We start from the raw sequence: 25,982 nt of genomic DNA, 5'->3' as shown, positions 1-25,982 counted from the left end.
CTGATGGGAGTACACCATGAAAACACCCTCACAGCCGCGCGCTATCTACTATGTCGTTGCAATCCAAATCTGGGAGTATTTTAGTTTTTACGGCATGCGCGCGTTACTGATCCTCTATCTGACCCACCAGTTAGGCTACTCCGATAGCCACGCCATCACCCTTTTCAGCGCTTATGCCTCTTTGGTTTATGTCACCCCCATTCTGGGCGGCCTGCTGGCCGATCGCCTGTTGGGTAACCGCGTCTCGGTGATTGCCGGGGCGGCCTTGATGACCGTGGGCCATATCGTATTGGGGCTGGGTTCGGTCTCTGCCAACTCTCTTTACCTGGCGCTGGGCATAATCATCTGCGGCTACGGCCTGTTTAAATCCAATATCAGCTGCCTGCTGGGAGAGCTGTATCAGGCGCAGGATCCACGGCGGGAAGGCGGGTTTTCTCTGCTGTATGCGGCGGGGAACGTTGGCTCTATCCTGGCTCCGATCGCCTGTGGGTTGGCCGCTGAACGTTATGGCTGGCACGTCGGCTTTGCGCTGGCGGGAATAGGGATGTTTGCCGGGCTGATGATCTTCCTGTCGGGAAGTAAACATTTTCGGCATACGCGCGGGGTGAATATCCCGCTGATACAGGCCACCACGCTACGCTTGCCGCATTGGTTCTGGCTGGTGGCTGGGGTGCTGTGTGCTCCGCTGTTTTTCGCGCTGTTGTTTATTCACAACTGGGCCGGCTATCTGCTTGGCGTAGTGTGCGCCGCTGCGGTGGTGATCGTCATGCGTATCCTCTGGCGGGTGAGCGGTGAACAACGGCGGGCGTTATGGCAAATCATCATCTTGATGCTGCTGGGGACGCTGTTTTGGGCCTTTGCCCAACAGGGCGGCAGTTCGATCAGCCTGTTTATCGATCACTTTGTTGACCGGCAATGGTTCTCCTGGTCGGTACCTACGGCGCTGTTCCAGTCGGTAAACGCCTTTGCGGTCATGCTGGGCGGCGTACTGCTGGCCTGGCTGATGCATAGCAGCCAGGGAAACGCTCAGACGGTGCGCATTTGGTGCAAGTTTGCCTTTGGCCTGCTGTTGATTGCGGTGGGCTTTATGCTGATGGCGCTAAATGCGCGCTGGGGGGAACTGCATGGCCAGGCCTCGATGGGGATGATGGTGGCCGGGCTGGCGGTGATGGGATTTGCCGAACTGTTTATCGATCCGGTGGCGATGGCCCAAATCACCCGGTTGGATATTCCTGGCGTCACCGGCGTGTTGACCGGTATTTATATGCTGGCGACCGGCTCGGTGGCTAATTATCTCGCGGGCCTGATTGCCAATCAGACCACCGAAAGCCAACTGGGTAATGCGATGATCGAAGCTTATGGCAAGGTTTTCACCCAGATAGGCTGGGGAGCCGCAGGCTGCGCCGCCTTGGTGCTGGCGGCTCTGGGGCTGTGGTGGGGAATGACCCGGCGCAATGATAGCGCGGTTAATGCTTGATTGATGGCGGTGGGCTGGTTAACGTGCAGCTATGTAGATGTCACTAAGCTCAATTGATGAAGACCCACCACCTCCTGACACAGATTGCCGACCATCTAGGGGCTGAGCGCCAACTACTGCTGGCGTTCAGCGGCGGCCTGGATTCCAGCGTGCTGTTGCATCTGCTGATGCTGTTGCGCCAGCAGCAACCGGACATTGCCCTGCGCGCGGTGCATGTCCACCATGGCCTGAGCCGTTTTGCCGATGATTGGGTGGCACATTGCCAGCAGCAATGCGAACGCTGGCAGGTACCGCTGGTGATAAAACATGTTCAGCTAGAGGGGCGGCCTGGAGGTATCGAGGCCGCGGCCCGTTCGGCCCGCTACGCTGCTTTCGCAGAAACGTTGGCCGTAGACGAGGCTTTGCTGACGGCGCAGCATCTTGACGATCAATGTGAAACCTTCTTGCTGGCCTTAAAACGGGGCAGCGGCCCTGCGGGGTTGTCTGCCATGGCGGCACAAACCCGTTTGGGTAACAATCCCTTATTGCGCCCGCTGTTGGGAATATCTCGTCAGCAGTTGGAAACCTACGCACACCAGCATCAACTGCAGTGGATCGAGGATGACAGCAATCAGGATCCCCGCTTCGATCGCAACTTCTTACGTCTGAACGTTCTGCCGATAGTGAATCAACGTTGGCCGCATTTTGCTGCCGCCACCGCCCGCAGCGCTGAATTATGTGCCGAGCAGGAGCAACTGCTTGATGAGCTGCTGGCCGAGCAATTGACCCAACTGCTGGATGGCGAAAACTCGCTCGCTATCGCCGAATTGGCTACCTGTTCTGCGGCCAGGCGCTATGCTTTGCTACGGCGCTGGATTGGGCTGTTTGGCGTCACCATGCCTGCGCGAGATGGCTTGCATCGGCTATGGCAGGAAGTGGCGTTAAGCCGGGAAGATGCCGAACCACAGTTGCAACTCGGGAACTACCAGATCCGCCGTTTTCGCCAGCGCTTGTATCTGCTACCGCTGATGTCTGATCTGAGCGGCGCACAATTGCCCTGGCCTAATGAGGCCCCACTGGCGTTACCAGACGGACTGGGTACTCTGTACGTGGGCGAAGGTGAATGCCAGATACGCGCCCCTTTAGAGCATGAGTCGGTCAGCGTGCGTTTTACCGCCAAGGGCAGGGTGCGGATTGTTGGCCGTGCCGGTTCACGTCCGATCAAAAAACTGTGGCAAGAGTTGGCTATTCCACCGTGGCAGCGTGAACGTATCCCATTGGTCTATTATGATGAGCAGTTAATCGCTGCCGTGGGCGTATTTATTACTGAGGAAGGGCAAGCGTCTGCGGGGCAACCGGCTTGGCGGCTTGGCTGGAAAAAAAATAATAACAATCTGCTGTGAGGAGTGGGCAATGAAATTGGTGAGCGTAATGGTAGTGATGGCAAGCGTGCTGAGTTTTTCCGCCATGGCGGCGGGCGATGCGGCGGCAGGGAAGAATAAATCGGCCAACTGCATGGCTTGCCACGGCGCGGAAGGCAAGGTTTCGGTACCTATGTACCCGAACCTGGCCGGGCAGAATCAAATGTATCTGGAGCACGCTTTGCAGGCTTACAAGAAAGGGGAGCGCTCTGGCGGGCAGGCGGAAGTAATGAAGGCCTATGTCTCGGGGTTGTCGGATGAGGATATTGCCGACCTGGCGGCCTATTACGCCAGCCTGAAGCCTTAAATGACGAGGGCAGCCCTTGGGCTGCCCTGTGGAGATGGCGTTACCGCTATATCAGTCTGACAGGCTGACAACCACGGTACCGATTTCCGGATGACTGAAACTGAGGATGTGATCCAGACGCAAGCTGAGAGCACTACCGGCTTGATCGACAATCAGGTACTCAACGCCCTTGGTAAATTTCAACTCGGTGGCAATGCCTTCGAATTTCTCTCCGTCGCGTAACTCTAGCTTCAGAATGTAGTTATGCTGACAGGCGAGTTCCAGGCTTTCATAGTCATCGCAATTGATGGATTGGTACTCATCATTCATCAACATGGTCGCTCACCAATAAGTTAGCGGCGGCAAATGCCGCCTGTTCCCTAACGGAGGACGGTAGCTCGCTATTCGCGGCAACCTCGTCCAATGCCTTTAACACACATGCTAGTGCATCCGGCACGTAGCCTAGATCTCCACTGCCGATCTGAGCGTAAAAACGTCGTACTAACTCACAGTATTGTTGCACAATGGCCTCCCTTTAGGATCTCTGCATTATTGCCACGCAGGCTGCAATAAGGCACAGACACTCGGGGTTAAATCCTATCTAAAGGACTATAGCACAGGTGTTAGTGAGTTATTAGTTCCTCTTTTTGGGCATTAGTCCACTCCTGACGTTCCCCGTGCTGGCTGCGGGCTGCCCTGATCAAGTACAATGTGGCCTGTTAATAAAGAGGTTACCCATGGCGCTGAAAGCAACAATTTACAAAGCCACGCTCAATATCGCTGATATGGACCGTCACTTTTACTTTGATACCACACTCACCCTGGCCCAGCATCCTTCAGAAACCGAACAGCGCATGATGCTGCGCCTGCTGGCCTGGATCTGCCATGCCGATGAACGCCTGGTGTTTACCAAAGGCCTGAGTGCGGAAGACGAGCCGGAAATCTGGCGGCGCAACGACCATAACGGGCTGGAGATGTGGATAGAGCTGGGGCTGCCGGACGAGAAACGCATCAAGAAAGCCTGCAATCAGTCACCTCGGGTGGTGCTTTACGCCTATGGCGATCGCGCCGGGCATGTCTGGTGGCAGTCTATGCAGAGCAAAGTTGCCAACCACAAGAACTTGAGCATTCGCTTTCTCGATGATGAACAACTGTCCCGCTTGACCGCGTTAGCCAGCCGCAATATGACGCTACAGGCCACGCTGCAGGAAGGCACTATCTGGCTGTCAGACCTTCAGAATAGTCTGGAAATTCAATTTGCCGAATGGCAGCAGGCGCAGGTATAACCGGTGCTGGAACTGTCAAGAAACGTAGCCATACCTGACAACGAAATAGAATTAACGGCGATCCGCGCGCAGGGGGCGGGTGGCCAGCATGTGAATAAAACCTCAACGGCGATCCATTTGCGCTTTGACATCCGGGCGTCCAGCCTGCCAGAGTACTATAAAGAACGGCTGCTGGCGCTTAATCATCATTTAGTGACCGGTGATGGGGTGGTAATTATCAAAGCGCAGGAATATCGCAGCCAGGAAATGAATCGTGAAGCGGCACTGGCCCGGCTGGTGGCACTGATCCAACAGGCGATGGTGGTCGAAAAGACGCGCAGGGCCACCAAACCAAGTAAAGGCGCCAAATTACGCCGTCTCGAAGGCAAAGTGCGTAAAGGCGCGACCAAGGCGCTGCGCGGCAAGGTTTTACCTTAGGCGGCGTCTTGGCATCAACGGATGACAACAGGAGAATAACTTGAAGCAAATAACCATTGCCCTGTTTTTAGCGGCAGGAGCCCTTTCATTGCTGGGATGTAATAATCAATACCAGCCAAAAGAACAGCCGCTTCAGCCGATGCAGCAGAGCTATCAGGGCTTATTGCCCTGTGCCGATTGCAGCGGACTGGACACCACACTGTTCCTCGATCAAGACGGCACCTTTATCTTGCAGGAAACCTATCGCGGTTCAAGAGATGGCGATAGCACCTTTGCCAGCTACGGTAAATGGGCGCGCACGGCAGATAAATTGGTGCTGACCGAGAGCAATGGTGAAAAACGTTATTTCCATCCGGAAGGCAAGCAATTGAGAATGCTGGACCGCAGTGGAGCACCGATTGTCTCTCAGCTTAATTATGTGCTGTCGCCGGTGACCAAAGCCTTGCCGAAAACGCCGATGCCGTTGACCGGGTTGTATACCTATATGGCCGACGCGGCGGTATTCCAGGATTGTGCCACTGGCAAAACCTTCCCGGTAGCGAATAATATCGCGCTGGAGCAGGGCTATCTGAAGGCTCAGCGGGCACCGGGCGAACCGGTATTCCTGATGTTGAACGGGCATTTCAGCGTGCAGCCTTCCATGGAGGAAGGGCAGATGCAAAAAGCGCTGATCCCGGAGCCGGGTGGCAAAATCACTTTCGACAACAGCAAGAGCTGTGCTAATTAATCAACGAATTATGGCCTCATCATTTGATGATGGGGTCGTTATTGTTGTCCGTTGCAGATATCAGTGTGGGTTGGTTTTTAGCTAACGCCCGCGAACGTAAATAGATCCCCGGTTTGATATGGCCCACGTAAACCAGCGCTTTGCTAGGTGCCAGCGTGGCAATATCCCCTTCGCGCATATGCAGTAAATCGCCTGGGCTGACCCAGCCTGGGGCGGCTAACGTCAACGGATGTCCGGCGTTTTCAAACGCGGCAATCACAAACTCCGAACAGAAATAGGACGACTCTGCGCCGGTCGGCGTCTTGAGCTGGGCGGCGGCCAAGCCTTGTACACATTGCTGGCGGAAATCGGCAGAGAAGGGGTTCAGCGAACACAGCTGCTTGGTCATCATAAAGGGCACCATCTCGGCAATGCCCAGATAGTTATACCGGCTGCCGGCCTTTTGGCTGGCGAATTGACGGATCTGGCTAGCCTGCTCCGGTGTCAGATCGGGGATGCGCAAAGCAAACATCTTGTCGCTATGGGTCAGCGCATCTTTCAGGCTGATAATCTGCACGCCTTCCCCTACCGCTTCGGCAACCTGGCCCTCACCAATATACACGGCAACATGGCTGACTGACGAAGTACTCAAGATACGGATCCCGAGTGATTTCAAACCAATCGTTGAGGAGAACAGCAGGTCACCCTCTTGCAGGTCGGTCTGATTGATTTCGCGCAGCGTTTTTCCTGGGGCGGAGCTTAACGATTGGAACTGAACGTTGACGGGATTGATGGAGTGTTTTTCACGGTCGGATAAGCCTACGTTCATCGTGCAACCGGTCAAAAACACCGAAAGCAAAGCATACAGGCAGGTAGCCGAGGGGCTGCGTAATGGCATAAGTTAATCCTTTAACAACAATATCCATTAATAAAGCCCCCCATCTGGGGGGCTTGGTCTATCAATTAACGTTGGATCTGGCCCAGCAGGAAATCAACGATTTCGCCGGTTTTAATCATCTGCTTCTCGCCAACACGGCGATTTTTATACTCAATCTCTTCGCTGTCGAGGTTACGATCGCCAATCACGATGGAGTGAGGCACGCCGATCAGTTCCATATCGGCAAACATCACGCCTGGGCGCTCTTTACGATCGTCGAGGATCACGTCGATGCCATGTGAACGCAGGGTATCGTACAGTTCCTCAGCCAGAGCCTGCACGCGGAATGATTTGTGCATGTTCATTGGCAGAATAGCTACCTGGAACGGGGCAATCGCGTCTGGCCAGATAATGCCACGGTCATCGTGATTCTGTTCGATCGCAGCAGCCACCACGCGCGTCACGCCGATGCCGTAGCAACCCATGGTCAGCACCTGATTACGGCCATCTTCACCCTGAACGGTGGCTTTCATCGCTTCTGAATACTTGGTACCCAGTTGGAAGATGTGGCCCACTTCGATACCGCGCTTGATCAGCAGCGTACCTTTCCCATCTGGGCTGGCATCGCCTTCCACCACGTTACGGATATCGGCGCTCTGTGGCAGCGGCAGATCACGCTCCCAGTTGATGCCAAAGTAGTGTTTGCCATCGATGTTGGCACCGGCGCCAAAGTCACTCATGGCCGCTACGCTGCGATCGACAACCACTGGGATCGGCAAATTGACTGGACCAAGGGATCCTGGGCCTGCGCCGACGATTGCACGGATTTCTTCTTCGGTGGCGAAAGTCAGTGGAACCGCGACCTGTGGCAGTTTCTCGGCCTTGATTTCATTCAGCTCGTGATCGCCGCGCACCAGCAGGGCAACCAGCTTGTGGCCACTCTCTTCACTGGCGTGCACCATCAAGGTTTTCACCGTTTTCTCTACTGGCAGTTGGAATTGCTCTACCAGCTCGGCGATGGTTTTGGCATTCGGCGTATCGATGATGCGCAGTTCTTCGGTTGCCGCAGCACGTGGCTGAGCAGGGGCAACCGCTTCGGCCAGCTCGATGTTGGCAGCATAGTCGGAACCGGTTGAGAACACGATGTCGTCTTCACCGCTGTCTGCCAGCACCTGGAACTCATGTGAAGCGCTGCCACCGATAGAACCGGTATCGGCCAGCACCGGACGGAAATCCAGACCCATGCGGTTGAAGATCTTGCTGTAGGCCTCGTACATCGCGTCGTAGGTGACCTGCAAGGATTCCTGGGTGGTGTGGAAGGAATAGGCGTCCTTCATCAGGAATTCACGCGAACGCATTACGCCAAAACGTGGGCGAACCTCGTCACGGAACTTGGTCTGGATCTGGAAGAAGTTCAGCGGCAGCTGCTTGTAGGAGCTGATTTCGTTGCGGATCAGATCGGTGATCACTTCTTCATGGGTTGGACCAAGCACAAAGGGACGCTCGCCGCGATCGACAAAGCGCAGCAATTCCGGGCCATACTGCTCCCAGCGGCCGCTTTCCAGCCAGAGGTCTGCGGGCTGAACTACCGGCATGGAAACTTCGATCGCGTTAGCATTGTTCATTTCTTCGCGAACGATGTTTTCAACCTTCTTCAGAACGCGCAGGCCGGTCGGCAACCAGGTGTAAAGACCTGAGGCCAGCTTGCGGATCATCCCGGCGCGTAGCATCAGCTGGTGGCTGATCACTTCGGCGTCGGCAGGTGTCTCCTTCAGTGTGGAGAGCAGATATTGGCTTGTACGCATGGTGTTTTGGTTCCGTTAGAACTGCAAATTGCATCGGGCTGCCAGGGTTGGCCGCCAAAATTTTCAAAAGTGGCTTAGTTTACCAGCGCAAGCCGGTTGTCAAAAGAGAGCGGGCGGAATTTTAACGGGCGTCGAGCGACAACACTTCGCTTTGACTATCAACGATCCGCCAGCGCACGTTGAACTCCAACAACCATACCGCATATTCGCGCCCGCTGGCTTCTTCTTTTCGATAGGCGGGGCGAGGATCTTGCGCCAGAACCTGAGTGATAAAACGGCGCAGGTTGGGGTAGCGCCGCACATGTTGCTGCAGCTGTTGTTCCGCTTCGGGCGAGAAATACACCGGCATATCACCGGCCGGAGCCGCCTGAGCAAACCCGGCCCGCGCTTGCGGATGGCTTTCGGCAAACGGCAAATAAGGTTTGATATCGACCACCGGCGTACCGTCAACCAAATCCAGGCTGCCCAGCTCCAGTACCACCTCGCCCCCTTGAGTCCGTATGCCTTTCAGTTCGATCAAGGACATACCCAACGGGTTTGGGCGAAAGGTCGAACGGGTGGCGAACACGCCCATACGCGCATTGCCGCCCAGACGAGGAGGCCGCACGGTAGGACGCCAGCCTCCTTCCATGGTTTGATGAAACACAAACATCACCCACAGATGGCTGAACTCGCTGAGGCCACGTACCGCTTCGGGCTGATTGTAAGGCGGCAACAGCACCAGTTCACCGCCGCCGTCTTCAACTAGCCCAGGCTGACGGGGAACCGCGAATTTCTCTTTATACGGAGAACGGATGGTGCCGATCTGCTCAAAAACAAATTCGGTCATTTGGCTGAGACGTTAAGCGCAGAGCCTTGGCAGATGGCCTGCTGGTAACAACCGGCGACGCCGCTGACAATCTGACAGTCATGCAGTAGCACCGCATTGGCCTTCATGTAGGAGGCTCGGGTCTGCATGCGCTTACGTGCGGTATTCAGATTTGGCGGAGAGTCCTGAACCGTGGTCTGACAAGATTCGCCAGAAACCTCACCTAAATCGCGGAAAGGTTTACCGACCAGTTCTTCTGCACTCTTGTACAGTTTTACCGGGGCCGGGCGGGCTGCTGGGGTGGCTTTTACCGGAGCGGGAGCGGCCGTAGTTGTTGTGCTGTTTGTTGTGGATGGAGCCGTGTGCTGCGTTGAGCATCCAGTCAGCGCGAGCGCTAACAAACAGAGAGGTAAAACACGCATTGAGAGTCCCTGCCATTTTATAATCAAAGTGGCGCTATTGAAGCAATCTCTGGCACAAATAACAAGACGGGCCGTAGCCCGTCTTGCAATTATCGGAATAAAATGGCTAAGGAATGATTACCAGCCTTTTACTGCGCCACCGTTAAAGATCTTGTTGGCTGCTTCGTTAACTTCGTCAGACTGGTAAGCCTGAACGAATTTCTTCACGTTTTCCGCGTCTTTGTTATCTTCACGGGCAACCATGATGTTGACGTAAGGTGAGTCTTTATCTTCAACAAACAGACCGTCTTTGGCCGGCGTCAAACCAATCTGGCTGGCGTAAGTGGTGTTGATGATGGCCAGAGCGATTTGCTGATCGTCCAGTGAACGTGGCAGCTGTGGTGCTTCCAGTTCAACCAGCTTCAGGTTTTTCGGGTTCTCGGTCACATCCAGCACGGTTGGCAGCAGGCCAACACCGTCTTTCAGCTTGATCAGACCCTGTTTTTGCAGCAGCAACAGTGAACGGCCCAGGTTGGTGGGATCGTTAGGCAGTGCTACCTGTGAACCATCTTGCAGCTCATCAATGGATTTGATCTTTTTGGAGTAACCGGCGATCGGGTACACGAAGGTGTTACCCACCGTAACCAGCTTATAACCACGATCCTTGATCTGCTGATCCAGGTAAGGCTTGTGCTGGAAGGCGTTGACATCGATATCGCCTTTGCTCAGGGCTTCGTTTGGCAACACGTAGTCGTTGAAGGTGACCAGCTCAACGTCCAGGCCATACTTATCTTTTGCTACTTTTTGTGCCACTTCAGCTACTTGCTGTTCAGCACCAACAATAACACCCACTTTGATATGGTTTGGATCTTTTTCATCCTGGCCACAACCGGCCAGAGCCAGAGTACCGATCAGTGCGCCGATTGTTGCGATGGATTTAAACTTTAACGACATATCCCTTCCTCAATTAGACTCGCATATGAAATACGCCTTACTCTTTATCCTGCCAGATGCAGCAAAGCTATCGAGTAGATGTCAGCGCGTGGTTAAAACTATTTGTGGGTAACGGCCTTCACGATACGGTCGCCACCAAACTGGATCAGATACACCAGCACCACCAGTAATATTAATACCGTATTCATCACGGTAGCGTTATAACCAATATAACCATACTGATAACCAATTTGACCTAAGCCACCGGCACCAACGGCACCGCCCATTGCAGAATAGCCCACCAGGGTGATCAGCGTGATGGTAGCGGCATTCACCAAACCTGGCAGCGCTTCAGGCAGCAGCACTTTGGTGATGATTTGCATTGGGGTCGCACCCATGGCACGAGCAGCTTCAACCAGACCTGACGGAATTTCCAACAGGGCGTTTTCTACCATACGGGCAATAAAGGGAGCGGCGCCCACGGTCAGTGGAACGATAGCTGCCTGCAAACCGATAGAGGTGCCAACGATCATGCGAGTGAACGGGATCATCCAGACCAGCAGGATAATGAACGGGATGGAACGGAAAATGTTCACCAACCCGGACAACACCTTATAGACGGTATTGTTGGCAATGATTTGTCCAGGGCGGGTCACATATAACAGTACGCCAACCGGTAAGCCAAGAACAAAGCCAAAGAAGCCGGAGACAAAGGTCATCGTAACGGTTTCCCACACGCCACGTGCCATTAACCACATCATTGCCTCAGACATAACCCAGAACCTCTACTTTTACCTGATTTTCTTGTAGGAACTTAATCGTTGCCTGTGCATCTTCATCGGAGCCGTGCAGTTCAGCCAGCATCACGCCGAACTTCACGCCGCCAGCGTAATCCATCTGTGCGCTGATAATATTGTTGTTCACGTTAAAGCGACGAGCCGCTTCTGACAGTAACGGGGCATCGACCGAGCGGCCGGTAAACTCCAGGCGTAACAGCGGTTGACGGCCTCCGGTACGCTCAGGTACCAGACGTGCGGCATAATCATCCGGAATATCCAGATGCAGCGTAGCCTGGATAAACTGCTGTGCCAGCGGCGTCTTGGGATGGGAGAACACTTCGCTAACGCTATCTTTCTCAATCAATTGACCTTGGCTGATAACCGCGACCTGATCGCAGATACGTTTCACTACGTCCATTTCATGGGTGATCAGCAGGATGGTCAGCCCCAGACGGCGGTTGATATCTTTCAGCAGTTCAAGAATGGAGCGGGTGGTGGCAGGGTCCAGCGCACTGGTCGCTTCGTCGCACAGCAGCACTTTAGGATTGCTAGCCAGCGCACGGGCGATGGCCACACGCTGCTTTTGGCCGCCTGACAGATTGGCAGGGTAGGCATCGTGCTTATCTGACAGACCAACCAGCTCCAGCAGTTCGACCACGCGTTTTTTGATTTCCGCGCGTGGGGTGTTGTCCAGCTCCAACGGCAGGGCAACGTTACCGAAGACCGTACGTGAAGAAAGCAGGTTAAAGTGTTGGAAGATCATGCCAATCTGGCGGCGTGCGCGCGTCAGCTCACCTTCAGACAGGGAGGTCAGATCCTGGCCATCAACCAGAACGGTACCTGACGTTGGGCGCTCAAGCATGTTGGCGCAGCGGATCAGCGTACTCTTACCGGCGCCTGAGGCACCGATGACGCCATAAATCTGTCCGGCAGGAACGTGAAGAGTCACGTCAGAAAGTGCGCTAATGGAACGCGACCCCTGCTGGAACACTTTGGTGATGTTGGAAAGTTTAATCATATTCTTCTTATTTTTAGCTTGGTTGCCGTGGCCTAATAAAGAGAGACCTTGATCAGTGCCAAGGTCTGGATCAGATGTTAAGGCGTCTAGACGTCCAAGTCAACGTTAACGCTATTCTTCATCATTCTCAGTCTCGGCGAAAACATGCGATACTGTGGCGGTTTTCAGGCTTTCAGGAGCATACCGGTGACACAACGCGTTCCAGCAATTTTCTTAGATCGTGACGGCACGATTAATATCGATCATGGCTACGTCCATGAAATAGATGATTTCCAGTTTATCGATGGCGTGATTGACGCCTGCCGTGAACTGAAAAGCATGGGCTTCGCACTGGTGCTGGTCACCAACCAGTCTGGCATTGCCCGTGGTAAATTCAGCGAAGACCAGTTTATGCGTCTGACAGAATGGATGGACTGGTCGATGGCTGACCGCGACGTCGATCTGGACGGCATCTATTTCTGCCCACATCATCCTGAAGCAGTAATAGAAGAGTATCGCCAGGTTTGTGATTGCCGCAAACCGCAGCCGGGCATGTTGTTGCAGGCGCAGAAAGAACTGAACATCGATTTGGCCGCTTCTTATATGGTTGGCGACAAAATCGAAGACATGCAGGCGGCCGCAGCTGCAGGGGTAGGCACTAAAGTGTTGGTGCGCACCGGCAAGCCAGTGACTGAAGAAGGTGAGAAAGCGGCGGATTGGGTACTAAACAGCCTGCAAGAGCTGCCGGCAGCGATTAAAAAGCGGGTTTAAGCAGCGTTATGCATGAATAGTGAGCGGTCGGAAGAAAAGTGCATATTATCCCTTGTCATTCTGAACCAGCTCCCTATAATGCGCCTCCATCGACACGGAACATGTGAACAACTTCACAGAGTCTCCGGGGGTCGCAGAGAAAAAACCTGAAATTAAGGTTGACTCTGAAAGAGGAAAGCGTAATATACGCCACCTCGAGTTAGCAAGCGAAAGCGCGTAACTCACTGCTCTTTAACAATTTATCAGACAATCTGTGTGGGCACTCACAAGACGATATCCAGCTACTTCGGTAGCAAAAAAATATCAAGTCTTGAAGAGTGACCAAGCAGTCATTCATGCGAATGAATGATTACGAAAGTTAATTTTCGAGCATCGCTGCACCGTTCTTTAATGAACAGTGTCAGCAAATCAAGCTTTTAATTGAAGAGTTTGATCATGGCTCAGATTGAACGCTGGCGGCAGGCCTAACACATGCAAGTCGAGCGGTAGCACAAGGAGCTTGCTCCTGGGTGACGAGCGGCGGACGGGTGAGTAATGTCTGGGAAACTGCCCGATGGAGGGGGATAACTACTGGAAACGGTAGCTAATACCGCATAACGTCTTCGGACCAAAGTGGGGGACCTTCGGGCCTCACACCATCGGATGTGCCCAGATGGGATTAGCTAGTAGGTGAGGTAATGGCTCACCTAGGCGACGATCCCTAGCTGGTCTGAGAGGATGACCAGCCACACTGGAACTGAGACACGGTCCAGACTCCTACGGGAGGCAGCAGTGGGGAATATTGCACAATGGGCGCAAGCCTGATGCAGCCATGCCGCGTGTGTGAAGAAGGCCTTCGGGTTGTAAAGCACTTTCAGCGAGGAGGAAGGGTTCAGTGTTAATAGCACTGTTCATTGACGTTACTCGCAGAAGAAGCACCGGCTAACTCCGTGCCAGCAGCCGCGGTAATACGGAGGGTGCAAGCGTTAATCGGAATTACTGGGCGTAAAGCGCACGCAGGCGGTTTGTTAAGTCAGATGTGAAATCCCCGAGCTTAACTTGGGAACTGCATTTGAAACTGGCAAGCTAGAGTCTTGTAGAGGGGGGTAGAATTCCAGGTGTAGCGGTGAAATGCGTAGAGATCTGGAGGAATACCGGTGGCGAAGGCGGCCCCCTGGACAAAGACTGACGCTCAGGTGCGAAAGCGTGGGGAGCAAACAGGATTAGATACCCTGGTAGTCCACGCTGTAAACGATGTCGACTTGGAGGTTGTGCCCTTGAGGCGTGGCTTCCGGAGCTAACGCGTTAAGTCGACCGCCTGGGGAGTACGGCCGCAAGGTTAAAACTCAAATGAATTGACGGGGGCCCGCACAAGCGGTGGAGCATGTGGTTTAATTCGATGCAACGCGAAGAACCTTACCTACTCTTGACATCCACAGAACTTTCCAGAGATGGATTGGTGCCTTCGGGAACTGTGAGACAGGTGCTGCATGGCTGTCGTCAGCTCGTGTTGTGAAATGTTGGGTTAAGTCCCGCAACGAGCGCAACCCTTATCCTTTGTTGCCAGCGCGTCATGGCGGGAACTCAAAGGAGACTGCCGGTGATAAACCGGAGGAAGGTGGGGATGACGTCAAGTCATCATGGCCCTTACGAGTAGGGCTACACACGTGCTACAATGGCATATACAAAGAGAAGCGAACTCGCGAGAGCAAGCGGACCTCATAAAGTATGTCGTAGTCCGGATCGGAGTCTGCAACTCGACTCCGTGAAGTCGGAATCGCTAGTAATCGTAGATCAGAATGCTACGGTGAATACGTTCCCGGGCCTTGTACACACCGCCCGTCACACCATGGGAGTGGGTTGCAAAAGAAGTAGGTAGCTTAACCTTCGGGAGGGCGCTTACCACTTTGTGATTCATGACTGGGGTGAAGTCGTAACAAGGTAACCGTAGGGGAACCTGCGGTTGGATCACCTCCTTACCTAAAGATATGCAGTTGAGTGCAGTGTCCACACAGATTGTCTGATGAAAAAGTAACGAGCAGAAATACCTTTATAGGCTTGTAGCTCAGGTGGTTAGAGCGCACCCCTGATAAGGGTGAGGTCGGTGGTTCAAGTCCACTCAGGCCTACCAAATTCGCACTTGTGCTGCGTTGCACGCGATACGTTTACACCGTAAACGTCCAGTGAGCATGCCTTGCCTGAGCGAGTGGTAAATAAAGGTTTCTGCAAGTGACTGTATGGGGCTATAGCTCAGCTGGGAGAGCGCCTGCCTTGCACGCAGGAGGTCAGCGGTTCGATCCCGCTTAGCTCCACCATATCCATATGGTCCTTGATAATACTTCAGAGTGTACTGGCAACAGTATGCTGCGAAGTATTTTGCTCTTTAACAATCTGGAACAAGCTGAAAATTGAAACATGACAGCTGAAACTTATCCCTCCGTAGAAGTATTGGGGTAAGGATTAACCTGTCATAGAGTCTCTCAAATAAACAGCACGACAGTGTCTCTGTTTACAGAAACACCTTCGGGTTGTGAGGTTAAGTGACTAAGCGTACACGGTGGATGCCTAGGCAGTCAGAGGCGATGAAGGGCGTGCTAATCTGCGAAAAGTGTCGGTAAGGTGATATGAACCGTTATAACCGGCAATACCCGAATGGGGAAACCCAGTGTGTTTCGACACACTATCGTATGGTGAATACATAGCCATACGAGGCGAACCGGGGGAACTGAAACATCTAAGTACCCCGAGGAAAAGAAATCAACCGAGATTCCCCTAGTAGCGGCGAGCGAACGGGGAACAGCCCAGAACCTGAATCAGTTCTTGTGTTAGTGGAAGCGTCTGGAAAGTCGCGCAGCAAAGGGTGATAGCCCCGTACACTAAAATGCATTAACTGTGAGTTCGATGAGTAGGGCGGGACACGTGACATCCTGTCTGAATATGGGGGGACCATCCTCCAAGGCTAAATACTCCTGACTGACCGATAGTGAACCAGTACCGTGAGGGAAAGGCGAAAAGAACCCCGGCGAGGGGAGTGAAATAGAACCTGAAACCGTGTACGTACAAGCAGTGGGAGCACCTTCGTGGTGTGACTGCGTACCTTTTGTATAATGGGTCAGCGACTTATATTTTGTAGCAAGGTTAACCGTATAGGGGAGCCGTAGGGAAACCGAGTCTTAACTGGGCGAATAGTTGCAAGGTATAGACCCGAAACCCGGTGATCTAGCCATGGGCAGGTTGAAGGTTGGGTAACACTAACTGGAGGACCGAACCGACTAATGTTGAAAAATTAGCGGATGACTTGTGGCTGGGGGTGAAAGGCCAATCAAACCGGGAGATAGCTGGTTCTCCCCGAAAGCTATTTAGGTAGCGCCTCGTGAACTCATCTTCGGGGGTAGAGCACTGTTTCGGCTAGGGGGCCATCCCGGCTTACCAAACCGATGCAAACTCCGAATACCGAAGAATGTTATCACGGGAGACACACGGCGGGTGCTAACGTCCGTCGTGAAGAGGGAAACAACCCAGACCGCCAGCTAAGGTCCCAAAGTCATGGTTAAGTGGGAAACGATGTGGGAAGGCATAGACAGCCAGGATGTTGGCTTAGAAGCAGCCATCATTTAAAGAAAGCGTAATAGCTCACTGGTCGAGTCGGCCTGCGCGGAAGATGTAACGGGGCTAAACCATGCACCGAAGCTGCGGCAGCGACGCTCAGGCGTTGTTGGGTAGGGGAGCGTTCTGTAAGCCGTTGAAGGTGAACTGTGAGGTTTGCTGGAGGTATCAGAAGTGCGAATGCTGACATAAGTAACGATAAAGCGGGTGAAAAACCCGCTCGCCGGAAGACCAAGGGTTCCTGTCCAACGTTAATCGGGGCAGGGTGAGTCGACCCCTAAGGCGAGGCCGAAAGGCGTAGTCGATGGGAAACAGGTTAATATTCCTGTACTCGGTGTTACTGCGAAGGGGGGACGGAGAAGGCTAGGCTAGCCGGGCGACGGTTGTCCCGGTTTAAGCGTGTAGGGGGGTGTTCCTGGTAAATCCGGAACGCTACCAACCCTGAGGCGTGATGACGATGCACTACGGTGCAGAAGTAGTTGATGCCCTGCTTCCAGGAAAAGCCTCTAAGCATCAGGTAACATCAAATCGTACCCCAAACCGACACAGGTGGTCAGGTAGAGAATACCAAGGCGCTTGAGAGAACTCGGGTGAAGGAACTAGGCAAAATGGTGCCGTAACTTCGGGAGAAGGCACGCTGGCGCGTAGGTGAAGAGACTTGCTCTCGGAGCTGAAGCCAGTCGCAGATACCAGCTGGCTGCAACTGTTTAATAAAAACACAGCACTGTGCAAACACGAAAGTGGACGTATACGGTGTGACGCCTGCCCGGTGCTGGAAGGTTAATTGATGGGGTCAGCCGCAAGGCGAAGCTCTTGATCGAAGCCCCAGTAAACGGCGGCCGTAACTATAACGGTCCTAAGGTAGCGAAATTCCTTGTCGGGTAAGTTCCGACCTGCACGAATGGCGTAATGATGGCCAGGCTGTCTCCACCCGAGACTCAGTGAAATTGAACTCGCTGTGAAGATGCAGTGTACCCGCGGCAAGACGGAAAGACCCCGTGAACCTTTACTATAGCTTGACACTGAACATTGAGCCTTGATGTGTAGGATAGGTGGGAGGCTTTGAAGTGTGGACGCCAGTCTGCATGGAGCCAACCTTGAAATACCACCCTTTAATGTTTGATGTTCTAACTCGGCCCCGTAATCCGGGGTGAGGACAGTGTCTGGTGGGTAGTTTGACTGGGGCGGTCTCCTCCCAAAGAGTAACGGAGGAGCACGAAGGTTAGCTAATCACGGTCGGACATCGTGAGGTTAGTGCAAAGGCATAAGCTAGCTTGACTGCGAGAGTGACGGCTCGAGCAGGTACGAAAGTAGGTCTTAGTGATCCGGTGGTTCTGAATGGAAGGGCCATCGCTCAACGGATAAAAGGTACTCCGGGGATAACAGGCTGATACCGCCCAAGAGTTCATATCGACGGCGGTGTTTGGCACCTCGATGTCGGCTCATCACATCCTGGGGCTGAAGTAGGTCCCAAGGGTATGGCTGTTCGCCATTTAAAGTGGTACGCGAGCTGGGTTTAGAACGTCGTGAGACAGTTCGGTCCCTATCTGCCGTGGGCGTTGGAAGATTGAGAGGGGTTGCTCCTAGTACGAGAGGACCGGAGTGAACGCACCACTGGTGTTCGGGTTGTCATGCCAATGGCACTGCCCGGTAGCTAAGTGCGGAAAAGATAAGCGCTGAAAGCATCTAAGCGCGAAACTTGCCTCGAGATGAGTCTTCCCTGGGCCTTTAAGGCCCCTGAAGGAACGTTTAAGACTAAGACGTTGATAGGCTGGGTGTGTAAGTGCAGCGATGCATTGAGCTAACCAGTACTAATGATCCGTGAGGCTTAACCTTACAACACCGAAGGTGTTTTAGAGTAGACGACAATTTTCAGCGAAGTTCCGAGATTGGTTTCGATGGCGACACGAGAGTGAAGCGGTTGGAATGAAACGAATTTGCCTGGCGGCAATAGCGCGGTGGTCCCACCTGACCCCATGCCGAACTCAGAAGTGAAACGCCGTAGCGCCGATGGTAGTGTGGGGTCTCCCCATGCGAGAGTAGGACACTGCCAGGCATCAAATAAGCCAAGAGGCCATCCGCAAGGATGGCCTTTTTGCTATGGGTCGGAAACAGAAATGCCCCTCACCCCCACCCTCTCCCAGAGTACCAGCCGAGAACAACTGAACACCCGTGCGGAGGGAGAGGGAGCCGTCCGGCGTCGTGGATGAGTGAGTGCGGCTACGGCAAGTCGGAACCTTTGATGAACCCATGCCGTTTCGACAGTGATGAGTAATCAGAAAGATAAGAAGTTCAGAGGAATACCAGCGGACTCGATCGGTTCCCTCTCCCTTTGGGAGAGATACCGTCTTGTCGGCTATCCGGCAAGCGGTATTTCCGCATTAAATGTCTTTCCTGATTTCACCACACCATAGGCCAGTTGCAGCAACTTTCGCATCGCCGCACACACTCTTTCTTTGCCCGACTTCCCACGCAACTTCAGCCTTTCTGTTAAGTCTTTAACCACAACATTGTATTGGCCTGCCACTACCGCGGGCATGTATAACGCACTTCGCAGCTCACCGTGCCCCACTTTCGATAACCGGCTTTTCCCTTTAAACATCCCCGACTCACATCGCTGCGGATTCAGTCCTGCGTACGCTACCAGGGCCTTGCTGCTGGTGAACCGACGCAGGTTTCCTGCGAAGGCCAGCAGGCTGGAGCTCAGCATCTCTCCCACTCCAGGGATACTTTTTAGCAACTCGCTGTCCCGTTTCAGGTCAGGGTTATCATCGATGTGCTGACTGATTTTCTTTTTCGTTTCTCGTATCAGTTCATCCAACGTGGCGATGTGCTCATTGAGTGAAGGGACGATGACTGCTTCGGCCACCTCCAGGCGATTTTCTTCCATCTGACGCATCTCTTCCAGGTTCTTAAGATGCCTGACCAACGCGGTCAACTGGCGCTCGCTCAACGGGGCTGGGAACCACGGGGCAGGCTGATGCAGTGCGCAGTAGCGGGCTATCATCGCTGCATCGCTTTTGTCCGTTTTGTTCCGGGCCAGTTCTGTATTGCCGAAGGAATGGATACACGCCGGGTTCATCAGACTGACGTGGTAGTTGTTGTCTGCCAGATAAGTGGCCAGTTCCGTGCTGTAGCTCCCGGTGGCTTCCATACAGACATGACAGTCGCCAAAGCGGCTCAACCAGGCTGCGAACTCGCGGCATCCAGAAGGGGTATTGGCAAACTTTTTGGTTTTATACTTCTGATTGTCCAGCAGTACGGCGACATCAAATTTGTGTTTAGCGATATCAACGCCGACAGGGGTTCTACGCATTATGGCACTCCATAACCATGTCTGAAATTTATCGCCGGACCATCCTTATATGTAGGTGCTCATAGGCACAGGATACCGTTCGGTCTACAAGGCGACAGGGAAATAGACAGCCGGGGCACAATCTCTCCCACGGGCTCATAGGCACTAGGGTTAGGGGGAGCTCACCGGCTATCTCCCGATGATCAGTCGGGGATCTTCTCCGCTAAGGCGGAGAAGATCAAGACATAAGGGTTAGGGTGAGGGGTCATTACCAAGCTTCAACGCGCCAGATGATAAATACTGTACCCTGTCGCAGCCCCTGCCACATCCCAGGCAAAATCCTTCCAGCTCCAGCCCGTACCGCCTTCGCGGCTGTCATACAGCTCTTTTGCCGCGCCCAACCCAACCGAAAATAGCAGGCCAAAACTGCGGCTACGTGCCTCATTCCAATTCTGATGATCGCCATAAGCTGCGCCAGCGGCGGCAAATGCAGCGGAAGCCACAAAGTGCTGAGCCTTGTCTTTACCGGTCCAACTATCATTGGCCATGTGGGTACAGCCACTGGAGAACAACAGTACCGGAAGGAGGATAAACGGGCGGAGTGGGCACATAGTGAAAACATCCTGTCTCAATATGGACAAAAAAGCCCGGCATTGCCGGGCTGTGGTGCAGTTAATTATAGCGAGTTTACAATATACGGCTAATCAAGCGATCGATACGGATCCGACGCAGACGACGGATCAGTTTACGCACCTTGACCGGATATTCCTGAATGCTTTGCAATTCGAGATAGTGGCCAACCACTGTGGTATGGGTACGGATCGTTTCCAACTCTTTATGCCGTTGTTCCTGCATTTCGTGCTTGGGATCGTGGAACAGAATGGCGTTCTCCAGATCCAGCCGCCAGGCGCGCGGGTTGAGGTTGTTACCGGTGATCAACTGCCACTCGTCATCGACCCACATCCCTTTGAGGTGATAGCTGTTATCGCCGTCTTTCCACAGGCGCACAATCAGCTGGCCGGTATCAACATAGCGTTGCAGGCGGCTCAGGAAGCGGCGCAGGTTGATTTCATAGAGATAAGGCAGCGCACCGATAATCTTGAACGGCTGATCTTCAGGAATGTAGAAGTCATTGGCCGTCTTGTCACCCACGATGATCTCCACCTGTTTTCCTTGGCGCAGCAGATAAATGATATTGCGCACCAGCAAGGCTGGCAGGTTGAAGTAAGGCGTGCACAGCGTCAGTTTCTGATCGGTGCTGGACATCAGGTGGTGGATCGTTTTGTTCAGAATGCTCTGTTTACCCAGGCCGACTAACGGGGTGACGGCCAGCTCATCATTACTGGCGTTCCCCTGAAATTGATAGGCGGCACGGCGTAGGGCAAAGCGGAACAGGCGGATTTCGTTTTTGATCTCGAGGCTTTTGGGCCTGTCAGCACGATCAAGACGCTGCACGGCACCGGCGGTTAACAGATGCTGTTTGATGTAATCGCACAGGGTCACCGCCAACAGATTATTGGTGATCAGCTGATAGCGATCGTAACGATACTTATCATGCTGGTGCAGATAGACATCATTAATACTGGCACCGCTGTAGATCACTGTATCGTCAACGACAAAGCCCTTCAAATGCAGTACGCCCAGCGCTTCGCGAGTATTGACCGGAACGCCGTAAATCGGCACCGAAACCTGCGGGTGCTGTGCAGCCATAGCGCAGTACCAGTCGGCATTGGTATTGGCCGCTGCCGCACCGATACGCCCACGTTGAGCACGATGCCAGTCTACCAACACGCAGATCTCCAGCTCAGGGCGCTGCTGCTTGGCTTGATAGAGCGCATTGAGGATATCGCGGCCCGCATCGTCATGCTCCAGATAGAGCGCTACCAGATAAATGCGGGTTGTTGCGTTAGCGATCGATTCCAGCAGCGTTGCACGGAAATCAGCCGGCGTAAAAAGGGTACGGACATCAGCAACCGTCTGGGGGAGTTTGGGCAGTTGTGCAAGGTGTTGTTGATGTTTGCTACGTTTAAATTTTGACAACATCACAGTGCGCTTCTTCTCTCATATTTGGATGGCCGGAACGCCACTTCCATGAATAAAATGCTTCGAACAATCGGGCGATAATACCACTAGTTGCCCCGATTGTGCGTATGTTTTGGCGTTAAGTAGTGGATTCGTATTACATTGCGACAGCGGTCACGGCGTCGCCCCATCCTGTAGCGGCAGGGTTAAATTGACAATCCCTTCGTCAATTTGCACATCGACCTTGAACCCCAGCTTTTGTGCCAGTGTGACCATTCCGCGGTTATTCGGCATGGTAATGCCTGTCAGGCGGGTCAGGCCTTGCGCTCGCGCATAGCCAATCATTTTCATCAAGAGCTGTCGGCCCAGACCCAGGCCTTTCAGATCGGAACGTACCAGTACGGCGAATTCGGCGTCGGTGTTGTCCGGATCTGACAGGGCGCGCGTCACGCCGATGATCTCTTCGCCATGGCGTACCGCTACGAAAGCCATTTCTCGATCGTAGTCGATTTGGGTCATGTTAGCCAAATCGTCGTGGCTAAACTCGTTGATCTCACTAAAGTAGCGGTAATAGAGATCTTCTTTGGTGACGCGGTCGATAAAGTGCTTCAGCGCCGGTTCATCCTCCGGCAGGATCGGGCGGAACAGGCATTGAGAACCGTCTTTTAATTCAATGGTTTCTTCCAGCTCATGGGGGTAAGGGCGGATCGCCAGGCGTGCCTGTGGATCGCCACTGAAAGGCGTTAACTGCATGGAAACGTCCAGCAGGGTAAATTCGCTGCCGGAGGCTAATACCGGATGAATATCGAGGCGTGAGATCTCTGGGCAGTCAAGGATCAGGTTGGAAACCTGCACCAACAGGCGGCTTAAGCCGGGGATATCAAGCGGCCGCAGCGCACTGCGCCCACGGATTTTGCCTCCTTTCACCGCCTGCAACACCAGATAACGCGCCAGCGCCATATTCAGCGGCGGCAGGGCAACGGCGACCTGGTTTTCCTTGCGCCATTCGATGCCGCCTTCGCCGAGCATTATCAGCGGGCCGAAGGTGGCATCCTGTTCAACGGCAATCCGCAGCTCTTGTGCCCCGGCACGGTTGGCCATGCTTTGCACTAACAGACCGTGGATGCGCGCCTGCGGGTAAGTACGCTTCACCCGATCGAGGATCGCTTCCGCCGCACGCTGCACCTCGGTGGCGGTACGTAAATAAAGCATGACCCCCTGAACTTCGGATTTATGCGAGATATCCGGAGAGCGCAGCTTGAGCGCTACCGGGTAGCCAATCTGTTCGGCAATGTGCACCGCTTCGGCGCTGTCACTGGCAATCCAGGTTGGCAGGGTGCTGAGGCCGTAAGCCTGCAAAATCGGTTGGACTTCATGGGTATCCAACTGGCTCGCCCCTTCGGCCAATGCCTGATGGATTAACTGGTGCGCGGCAGCGGTATTGGCCGTAAGCCCAATCGGTAGCGCCGGAGTTTCCTTGAGCTGCTTCTGGTTACGGCGGTATTCCACCATATGCATAAACGCGGTGACCGCGCCTTCTGGCGTACGATAGGTTGGGATCCCGGCCTCGGTAAACAGGCGGCGGGCCTCCTGAGAGGAGTATTCGCCACACCAGTTGGTTAACAGCGTAATACGTTTCCCACGTGGGTGCTGGCGGATGGCCTCGATCAGCCGTTCGGCGGTCTCAGTGCCCGGAGAGGCGGCGCTAGGGGCATGGATCAGCAGCAGGGCGTCATAGTCGTGGCTGTCGAGCAGCGGTTGCAGAGCGGCCAGATAGCGCTTGGGGGTTGCATCATCACGCAGATCGATAGGATTTCCTGGCCGGATAAACTCCGGCAGGGCAGCGCTCAGCTTCTCCTGAGTCTCATCTGTCAACGTTGCCAGCTTACCGTTGCGGGAGAGTAATTGGTCCAGCGCCATGGCTGCGGGGGCCGCGCCGTTGCTGATAATCATTAGCCGCTCACCGCGCAGCGGGTGCATATGGCTTAAGGTTTCCACGGCGGAAAACAGCTCGTGAGTATCCTGCACGCGCAGCAAACCGGCGCGTTGGATGGCTGCATCGTAGGCGGCGTCCAATCCCTGCTGGCTGTTGAGCAGTAGCTGCGCCTGTTGGCTACGGCCACTTTTGATCACCAGGATCGGCTTATTGCGTGAGGCACTGCGGGAGGCGGAAAGGAAACGCCGCGCGTCGTTGATGTTTTCCAGATACAGCAGAATGGCGCTGGTTTTGCTGTCACGGGCCAGGAAGTCGAGCAGATCGTCGACGTCGATATCCAGGCTATCCCCTAACGCGATGAAGTAGGAGAAGCCAACCTCCCGTTGTTGCGCCCAGTCCAGAATGGTGTTCGCCACGGCGGCAGACTGGGAGATAAACGCCAGCTTGCCTTTCTGAATGGGGACCGGCGAAAAGCTGGCGTTGATACCTTGCCAAGGCGCCAGCAAGCCCAGGCTGTTTGGCCCCAGCAGGCGCATTGAGTAACGTTGTGCGGTGGCCTTCAGCTCGGCGAATTGTTCCACGGGGGAGGAAAGTACGATGGCGGTTTTGCAGCCGCGCTCACCCAGGGCTTCGATCAGTGCCAGGTTACGCTGGGCATTGGTACACAGCACGGCCAGATCGGGGGTTAGCGGCAGGCTGGCTACGTCGGGATAGGCCATCACGCCGCAGACAGCCTTGTAGCGAGGCGTGACCGGCAGTATCGGGCCGGTAAAACCGCCAGCCAGCAGATTGCGCATCATCAGGTAGCCAGCCCGGCCGGGCTGTTGCGAAGCGCCGAGCACGGCAATTGATTTGGGACGTAATAGCGCTTCTAACCCTCTCTGGCTCATTTGCGGCTCCTGCTCCTGATCGGTTTGCCTGAAAGAGGCAAATTATCGTCTGATTCTAGGCGCTTTGTGGCAGATTTGCTGTGACCGGTGCCTCTGGGCGGTGAGGTTTCCCGGCCAGATACTGTTCACGGAAGTAATTGAAATGTTGGCTCAGCCCGGTCGCGGCCTGTTCATCGCCTGCCTGTTGGAGCAGGGCGGCAGCGACTTCTGCCGTACAGTGCTGTTCGGGGCGGCTGGCAACACGTAGCAAATAGTCCGATGAGGCCAACACGTTCAGTGAAAAGACCGGGAACTGATTCAGATAGGGGCTTTTACGGAACATCTTGCGCGCTTCCGACCAGGTACCGTCGAGCATGATAAATAAAGGCGGCTTGCCACCGGTGGGCACGCTGCTAACCACCGGGCGATCCGCATCGGCATAAGAGGCCGGGAATACCACGTAGGGTTGACGAGTAGGATCGTTGATGGCTGCCAGCAGGCCCGGATCGACTTCGGTACGCGACCAGGTAAACGCCAGGGTATCAGGCAGGATATCGGCGATCAGGCGTCCGGTGTTGCTGGGTTTCAACGGTTCTGCGCCGAACATGATCAGGCAAAAGCGGCTGTTGGCCTGCTGCGGTTTGATGGTGGCACACAGGCAGTTTTGCTGCGGTAGCAAACAACCCTGACAGCGCACGGCGCGGCTACCTCTGGCCAGAAATGGGCGGGTGGCGCGGTCTAAACGGTCTTGGCGCAGACGAAGTACGGCGTTGTCAGTCATAACGATCCTGAAAAACCGCCATTGTAGCGCAGAAAAAAGCCCGGCGGGAGAGGCGCACGGGCTATCTAGGCGATGTTATGCCGACAACAACTGGCGGCATAGTAAGCGCTTTTGCGTTAAACTAGCTCGTTAAGCCAGTTATCGAACGGCGCTTTCGGCAACGCGCCGTTGAGCATATCGACCATCTTGCCTTCACGGAACACCATGATGGTAGGGATGCTGCGAATGCGGAAGCGGGCGCTCAACTCGGGTTCGGCTTCGGTGTTGACCTTCACGAAACGCACCTTGCCAGCACGCTCCTGTGCCACGTCTTCAAAGATCGGCGCGAAGCTGCGGCACGGGCCACACCACGGGGCCCAGAAATCGACCACGATCGGCAAGTCGTCTTGCAGGAGCTGGTCCAACGTGGCGGCGGTGGCGTTAATCACTTCACCGTCGAACAATTCATGGCCGCAGCGGCCACATTTAGCGCCGTCCGCCAGACGTTCTTCCGGCACGCGGTTGGTGGCATTACAAGCTGCACAAACTGTATTCATGGTTACCTCTGGGGC

22 protein-coding genes, 2 tRNA genes and 3 rRNA genes are annotated in these 25,982 nt (G+C 54.3%); 12 read left to right on the top strand and 15 right to left on the bottom strand.

Features of this window, described 5'->3' with window-relative positions; genetic code table 11:
• Positions 1–16 precede the first annotated feature (16 nt).
• From dtpD to KGP16_RS20510, 3 genes are read left to right on the top strand one after another with little or no spacing between them, the layout of a single operon-like run.
• The gene (gene dtpD, locus KGP16_RS20520; protein WP_021806098.1) at positions 17–1,477 is read left to right on the top strand and encodes a dipeptide permease DtpD; all 1,461 of its coding nucleotides are present in this window, start codon (positions 17–19) and stop codon (positions 1,475–1,477) included.
• 56 nt (positions 1,478–1,533) lie between these two features.
• Positions 1,534–2,859, top strand: a complete 1,326-nt coding sequence (gene tilS / locus KGP16_RS20515; RefSeq protein WP_094983121.1) for a tRNA lysidine(34) synthetase TilS — start codon at positions 1,534–1,536, stop codon at positions 2,857–2,859.
• Positions 2,860–2,869: 10 nt separating this feature from the next.
• On the top strand, positions 2,870–3,184 hold the full coding sequence (locus KGP16_RS20510; protein WP_223500262.1) for a cytochrome c: 315 nt from the start codon (positions 2,870–2,872) through the stop codon (positions 3,182–3,184).
• 51 nt (positions 3,185–3,235) lie between these two features.
• On the opposite strand, the gene rof is transcribed toward KGP16_RS20510, so the two are convergent.
• Positions 3,236–3,493, bottom strand: a complete 258-nt coding sequence (gene rof, locus KGP16_RS20505; RefSeq protein WP_223499701.1) for a Rho-binding antiterminator — start codon at positions 3,491–3,493, stop codon at positions 3,236–3,238.
• On the bottom strand, positions 3,486–3,686 hold the full coding sequence (locus tag KGP16_RS20500) for a YaeP family protein (RefSeq protein ID WP_024529521.1): 201 nt from the start codon (positions 3,684–3,686) through the stop codon (positions 3,486–3,488). Before KGP16_RS20500 ends, rof begins: the two co-directional genes overlap by 8 nt.
• 214 nt (positions 3,687–3,900) lie before the next feature.
• Here KGP16_RS20500 and KGP16_RS20495 point away from each other — a divergent pair, with 214 nt between their 5' ends.
• Genes KGP16_RS20495 through nlpE form a run of 3 tightly spaced genes read left to right on the top strand, consistent with a single transcriptional unit; the run spans position 3,901 to position 5,593 of the window.
• Positions 3,901–4,449 carry a YaeQ family protein gene (locus tag KGP16_RS20495; RefSeq protein WP_021806096.1) on the top strand — a complete coding sequence of 183 codons (549 nt, stop codon included), beginning with the start codon at positions 3,901–3,903 and terminating at the stop codon, positions 4,447–4,449.
• A 3-nt stretch (positions 4,450–4,452) separates the two neighbouring features.
• Complete coding sequence (gene arfB / locus KGP16_RS20490; RefSeq protein WP_021179935.1) at positions 4,453–4,866, top strand: alternative ribosome rescue aminoacyl-tRNA hydrolase ArfB; 414 nt, start codon at positions 4,453–4,455, stop codon at positions 4,864–4,866.
• A 40-nt stretch (positions 4,867–4,906) separates the two neighbouring features.
• The gene (gene nlpE, locus KGP16_RS20485) at positions 4,907–5,593 is read left to right on the top strand and encodes an envelope stress response activation lipoprotein NlpE (RefSeq protein ID WP_021806095.1); all 687 of its coding nucleotides are present in this window, start codon (positions 4,907–4,909) and stop codon (positions 5,591–5,593) included.
• A gap of 19 nt (positions 5,594–5,612) precedes the next feature.
• Here nlpE and KGP16_RS20480 read toward each other — a convergent pair whose 3' ends face one another.
• The 7 genes from KGP16_RS20480 to metN form a co-directional block, all read right to left on the bottom strand.
• Positions 5,613–6,470: a YaeF family permuted papain-like enzyme gene (locus tag KGP16_RS20480; RefSeq protein WP_223500260.1), complete on the bottom strand. Its 858-nt coding sequence runs from the start codon at positions 6,468–6,470 to the stop codon at positions 5,613–5,615.
• Positions 6,471–6,535: 65 nt separating this feature from the next.
• Entirely contained in the window at positions 6,536–8,254 is a 1,719-nt protein-coding gene (proS, locus tag KGP16_RS20475) for a proline--tRNA ligase (RefSeq protein WP_223500258.1), read from the bottom strand.
• A 121-nt stretch (positions 8,255–8,375) separates the two neighbouring features.
• Complete coding sequence (tsaA, locus tag KGP16_RS20470) at positions 8,376–9,083, bottom strand: tRNA (N6-threonylcarbamoyladenosine(37)-N6)-methyltransferase TrmO (RefSeq protein WP_021179939.1); 708 nt, start codon at positions 9,081–9,083, stop codon at positions 8,376–8,378.
• Positions 9,080–9,484, bottom strand: coding sequence for an Rcs stress response system protein RcsF (gene rcsF, locus KGP16_RS20465; protein ID WP_024485562.1), 405 nt, complete (start codon positions 9,482–9,484; stop codon positions 9,080–9,082). The genes tsaA and rcsF overlap by 4 nt, the downstream gene beginning before the upstream one ends.
• Positions 9,485–9,601: 117 nt before the next feature.
• The gene (locus KGP16_RS20460; protein WP_021806093.1) at positions 9,602–10,417 is read right to left on the bottom strand and encodes a MetQ/NlpA family lipoprotein; all 816 of its coding nucleotides are present in this window, start codon (positions 10,415–10,417) and stop codon (positions 9,602–9,604) included.
• 98 nt (positions 10,418–10,515) lie between these two features.
• Positions 10,516–11,169 carry a methionine ABC transporter permease MetI gene (locus tag KGP16_RS20455; protein WP_021179942.1) on the bottom strand — a complete coding sequence of 218 codons (654 nt, stop codon included), beginning with the start codon at positions 11,167–11,169 and terminating at the stop codon, positions 10,516–10,518.
• Positions 11,162–12,193 carry a methionine ABC transporter ATP-binding protein MetN gene (gene metN / locus KGP16_RS20450; protein ID WP_021806092.1) on the bottom strand — a complete coding sequence of 344 codons (1,032 nt, stop codon included), beginning with the start codon at positions 12,191–12,193 and terminating at the stop codon, positions 11,162–11,164. The genes KGP16_RS20455 and metN overlap by 8 nt, the downstream gene beginning before the upstream one ends.
• A 186-nt stretch (positions 12,194–12,379) precedes the next feature.
• On the opposite strand from metN, the gene gmhB reads away from it, so the two are divergent.
• From gmhB to rrf, 6 genes are all read left to right on the top strand, one after another.
• On the top strand, positions 12,380–12,943 hold the full coding sequence (gene gmhB / locus KGP16_RS20445; protein WP_021179944.1) for a D-glycero-beta-D-manno-heptose 1,7-bisphosphate 7-phosphatase: 564 nt from the start codon (positions 12,380–12,382) through the stop codon (positions 12,941–12,943).
• A 417-nt stretch (positions 12,944–13,360) separates the two neighbouring features.
• Positions 13,361–14,901, top strand: a 16S ribosomal RNA gene (locus KGP16_RS20440).
• Between the two features lie 75 nt (positions 14,902–14,976).
• Positions 14,977–15,053 (top strand) — tRNA-Ile (locus tag KGP16_RS20435).
• A 108-nt stretch (positions 15,054–15,161) separates the two neighbouring features.
• Positions 15,162–15,237: transfer RNA gene (locus KGP16_RS20430), tRNA-Ala, on the top strand.
• 219 nt (positions 15,238–15,456) lie between these two features.
• A 23S ribosomal RNA gene (locus KGP16_RS20425) occupies positions 15,457–18,364 on the top strand.
• A gap of 104 nt (positions 18,365–18,468) precedes the next feature.
• Positions 18,469–18,584, top strand: a 5S ribosomal RNA gene (gene rrf / locus KGP16_RS20420).
• The 16S, 23S and 5S rRNA genes sit together here with 2 tRNA genes alongside, the layout of an rRNA operon.
• A gap of 300 nt (positions 18,585–18,884) precedes the next feature.
• Here the strand turns inward: rrf and KGP16_RS20415 are convergent.
• The 6 genes from KGP16_RS20415 to trxC form a co-directional block, all read right to left on the bottom strand.
• The gene (locus KGP16_RS20415) at positions 18,885–19,844 is read right to left on the bottom strand and encodes an IS110 family transposase (RefSeq protein ID WP_059199085.1); all 960 of its coding nucleotides are present in this window, start codon (positions 19,842–19,844) and stop codon (positions 18,885–18,887) included.
• 257 nt (positions 19,845–20,101) lie between these two features.
• Entirely contained in the window at positions 20,102–20,434 is a 333-nt protein-coding gene (locus KGP16_RS20410) for a YfiM family lipoprotein (protein WP_094981238.1), read from the bottom strand.
• A 76-nt stretch (positions 20,435–20,510) separates the two neighbouring features.
• Positions 20,511–21,866, bottom strand: a complete 1,356-nt coding sequence (gene pssA / locus KGP16_RS20405) for a CDP-diacylglycerol--serine O-phosphatidyltransferase (RefSeq protein ID WP_021807594.1) — start codon at positions 21,864–21,866, stop codon at positions 20,511–20,513.
• 153 nt (positions 21,867–22,019) lie between these two features.
• Complete coding sequence (locus tag KGP16_RS20400; RefSeq protein ID WP_223500257.1) at positions 22,020–24,671, bottom strand: bifunctional acetate--CoA ligase family protein/GNAT family N-acetyltransferase; 2,652 nt, start codon at positions 24,669–24,671, stop codon at positions 22,020–22,022.
• 55 nt (positions 24,672–24,726) lie between these two features.
• A complete protein-coding gene (locus tag KGP16_RS20395) occupies positions 24,727–25,431 on the bottom strand; it encodes a tRNA-uridine aminocarboxypropyltransferase (RefSeq protein WP_021807596.1) in 705 nt (234 codons plus the stop codon).
• A 116-nt stretch (positions 25,432–25,547) separates the two neighbouring features.
• Positions 25,548–25,967, bottom strand: coding sequence for a thioredoxin TrxC (gene trxC / locus KGP16_RS20390; RefSeq protein ID WP_094981235.1), 420 nt, complete (start codon positions 25,965–25,967; stop codon positions 25,548–25,550).
• Positions 25,968–25,982: the final 15 nt, after the last annotated feature.

Origin of the sequence: Serratia sp. JSRIV006 (assembly GCF_019968685.1) — a bacterium.
GTDB classification, from domain to species: domain Bacteria; phylum Pseudomonadota; class Gammaproteobacteria; order Enterobacterales; family Enterobacteriaceae; genus Chania; species Chania fonticola_B.
This window is presented reverse-complemented; position numbering and strand designations above follow the sequence as displayed.

What these genes read in the sequence shown, in the direction of transcription:
- KGP16_RS20460 (WP_021806093.1), bottom strand. Translation starts at nt 10,417, where the DNA reads ATGTCGTTAAAGTTTAAATCCATCGCAACAATCGGCGCACTGATCGGT.
- KGP16_RS20415 (WP_059199085.1), bottom strand. Translation starts at nt 19,844, where the DNA reads ATGCGTAGAACCCCTGTCGGCGTTGATATCGCTAAACACAAATTTGAT.
- tsaA (WP_021179939.1), bottom strand. Translation starts at nt 9,083, where the DNA reads ATGACCGAATTTGTTTTTGAGCAGATCGGCACCATCCGTTCTCCGTAT.
- tilS (WP_094983121.1), top strand. Translation starts at nt 1,534, where the DNA reads ATGAAGACCCACCACCTCCTGACACAGATTGCCGACCATCTAGGGGCT.
- trxC (WP_094981235.1), bottom strand. Translation starts at nt 25,967, where the DNA reads ATGAATACAGTTTGTGCAGCTTGTAATGCCACCAACCGCGTGCCGGAA.
- KGP16_RS20495 (WP_021806096.1), top strand. Translation starts at nt 3,901, where the DNA reads ATGGCGCTGAAAGCAACAATTTACAAAGCCACGCTCAATATCGCTGAT.
- KGP16_RS20455 (WP_021179942.1), bottom strand. Translation starts at nt 11,169, where the DNA reads ATGTCTGAGGCAATGATGTGGTTAATGGCACGTGGCGTGTGGGAAACC.
- proS (WP_223500258.1), bottom strand. Translation starts at nt 8,254, where the DNA reads ATGCGTACAAGCCAATATCTGCTCTCCACACTGAAGGAGACACCTGCC.
- KGP16_RS20395 (WP_021807596.1), bottom strand. Translation starts at nt 25,431, where the DNA reads ATGACTGACAACGCCGTACTTCGTCTGCGCCAAGACCGTTTAGACCGC.
- pssA (WP_021807594.1), bottom strand. Translation starts at nt 21,866, where the DNA reads ATGTTGTCAAAATTTAAACGTAGCAAACATCAACAACACCTTGCACAA.
- rof (WP_223499701.1), bottom strand. Translation starts at nt 3,493, where the DNA reads ATGAATGATGAGTACCAATCCATCAATTGCGATGACTATGAAAGCCTG.
- KGP16_RS20400 (WP_223500257.1), bottom strand. Translation starts at nt 24,671, where the DNA reads ATGAGCCAGAGAGGGTTAGAAGCGCTATTACGTCCCAAATCAATTGCC.
- KGP16_RS20480 (WP_223500260.1), bottom strand. Translation starts at nt 6,470, where the DNA reads ATGCCATTACGCAGCCCCTCGGCTACCTGCCTGTATGCTTTGCTTTCG.
- metN (WP_021806092.1), bottom strand. Translation starts at nt 12,193, where the DNA reads ATGATTAAACTTTCCAACATCACCAAAGTGTTCCAGCAGGGGTCGCGT.
- rcsF (WP_024485562.1), bottom strand. Translation starts at nt 9,484, where the DNA reads ATGCGTGTTTTACCTCTCTGTTTGTTAGCGCTCGCGCTGACTGGATGC.
- KGP16_RS20410 (WP_094981238.1), bottom strand. Translation starts at nt 20,434, where the DNA reads ATGTGCCCACTCCGCCCGTTTATCCTCCTTCCGGTACTGTTGTTCTCC.
- dtpD (WP_021806098.1), top strand. Translation starts at nt 17, where the DNA reads ATGAAAACACCCTCACAGCCGCGCGCTATCTACTATGTCGTTGCAATC.
- KGP16_RS20510 (WP_223500262.1), top strand. Translation starts at nt 2,870, where the DNA reads ATGAAATTGGTGAGCGTAATGGTAGTGATGGCAAGCGTGCTGAGTTTT.